The sequence below is a fragment of the Vibrio sp. 2130-1 genome, assembly GCF_033339515.1.
Window position 1 is genome coordinate 1 of sequence record NZ_JAWOUT010000051.1, and the last position, 2,114, is coordinate 2,114.

The 2,114-nt window shown below is 61.1% G+C and carries 2 protein-coding genes; both read right to left on the reverse strand.

Going from position 1 to position 2,114, the window contains the following annotated elements; all coding sequences use genetic code 11:
• A partial coding sequence (locus R7Q09_RS24120) for a DUF3363 domain-containing protein (RefSeq protein WP_140436493.1) occupies nucleotides 1-545 on the reverse strand: 545 nt, incomplete at its 3' end.
• A 30-nt stretch (nucleotides 546-575) separates the two neighbouring features.
• Nucleotides 576-2,069, reverse strand: a complete 1,494-nt coding sequence (locus R7Q09_RS24125) for an IS91-like element ISVsa3 family transposase (RefSeq protein WP_318143701.1) — start codon at nucleotides 2,067-2,069, stop codon at nucleotides 576-578.
• Between the last annotated feature and the right edge of the window lie 45 nt (nucleotides 2,070-2,114).

The window sequence follows — 2,114 nt, forward strand, 5'->3', positions numbered from 1 at the left end:
TGTTCGATATGGTGCTCGCGGCGCTGGTCCATGGCTTCGCGGACTTGTTGCCCGAAGCCGGTTGGCGCAAGGTCGGCCGTCTCGCCGTGGATCAGCCGCCGGTCCAGCCAGGTCGCGCCGTCCGATCCGATCTGTTTGTTCAGATCGACCGGGGAAAGGACGCGAACGCTGGCCTGACTGTCTCGGCCGGCGTCATGGGCGGCGGCACGGCTGACCAGATCATCGGGGATGCGCCATTGGTCGGCGTCGATCCGCTCGACGATACCGGCCCGGCGTAGCGCCTCCAGCCGGCGCACATGGGCATCGACATAGCCCTCATAGTCGCCGCCTGGAACGCGGCACGTATAGGAAGAATAAACGCCCTTTTCACCCAAGTCCAACAGCTTTGGACCGCAGTTGACTCTTTCGACACCCCTGCGATGCAACCCAATCCGGCTGACGGGGAGCCAGCAACGCTGAAAATTTACCCTCCTCTTTCCCACTAGCGGCTCCTTTTCCGACAACCAGCACGGCGGATCCCTGCCGCGGCGCTGTGAACGCAGCATTTTGATTGGTATCGTTGGCCTTCAGGCTCGTCAGTCAAACAGACCCAGGAGCAGCTCAGCCGGTGGCGCCCGGCTTTCGGGTAACGCCCTGGTCCCGCTGGTTTCGGCTTTGTGCTTCAGGTGATCAAGGATCTGCTTGATCACTATAGGGTCTTCAATGCAGGCGATGACTTTCATGGCGCCGCCGCAGCCGCTGCAGGTCTCGATGTCGATATTGAAAACACGCTTGAGCCGTTGCGCCCATGTCATCGACGCTCGCCGGTGTGCTGGTGTTGCCGGTTCATCAGCCACCCTGACCTTGTTGCCCCTGCCCCGTTTTGCCGGCGTGACCAACGCCCGGTGCCGACTGTTGGGTGCGAACACCCCGTGGAAGCGGGTTAGGTTGACTCTGGGCTTCGGTACCAGGGCGGCCAGCCTTGCAATGAAATCCAATGGTTCGAAAATGACGTGCGTGGTGCCGTCCCGGTACGGCGTCTTGAGCTGGTAGCGCACGTTGCCGCCTCGTGTTAACGACAGCCGCTTCTCGGATACCGCCGGGCGGCTGATGTACCGGCACAGCCGTTCGAGCTTCTTGCGTTCATCGGCCCTGGCCGCCACGCCGGCGTGCAGGCTGGACCCGGCTACCTTGCCAATCCCGTCACCGAACGGATCACCACTGGTCGGCAGAGTTTGCAAAGTGAACACCTTTCGCCCCGCCTGTGAACCGACAGCGATACGGTAAGTGATCGAGTGCCCCAGCAGGGGTGTCATCGGGTCGTCATCCACCGCATCCGAGGCCAGATAGCTGTTTTCGACATCCCGTTCCAGCAGGCCTTGCCGTTCCAGATAGCGACCCACCCGGTGGGCGATGGTGTGCGTCAGCTGGGTGAGCTCTGGGCTGGTCGGCGCCTTGACCCAGCGGAAACGCGCTGAGCCGTGGGATTGCTCGACATACACACCGTCGAGAAACAGCATGTGGAAGTGAACATTCAGATTGAGCGCCGATCCAAAACGCTGGATCAGGGTGACCGCGCCCGTCTTGGCCACTTGGTGGGTATGGCCCGCTTTCTTGACCAGGTGCGTGGCAATGACGCGGTAAACGATGCCCAGCACCCACCCCATGATCTCGGGCCGGCTGGCAAACAGGAAACGCAGCTGAAACGGGAAGCTCAACACCCACTGACGCATGGGTTGTTCAGGCAGTACTTCATCAACCAGCAAGGCGGCACTTTCGGCCATCCGCCGCGCCCCACAGCTCGGGCAGAAACCGCGACGCTTACAGCTGAAAGCGACCAGGTGCTCGGCGTGGCAAGACTCGCAGCGAACCCGTAGAAAGCCATGCTCCAGCCGCCCGCATTGGAGAAATTCTTCAAATTCCCGTTGCACATAGCCCGGCAATTCCTTTCCCTGCTCTGCCATAAGCGCAGCGAATGCCGGGTAATACTCGTCAACGATCTGATAGAGAAGGGTTTGCTCGGGTCGGTGGCTCTGGTAACGACCAGTATCCCGATCCCGGCTGGCCGTCCTGGCCGCCACATGAGGCATGTTCCGCGTCCTTGCAATACTGTGTTTAGCAAAAATGCAAGCCGA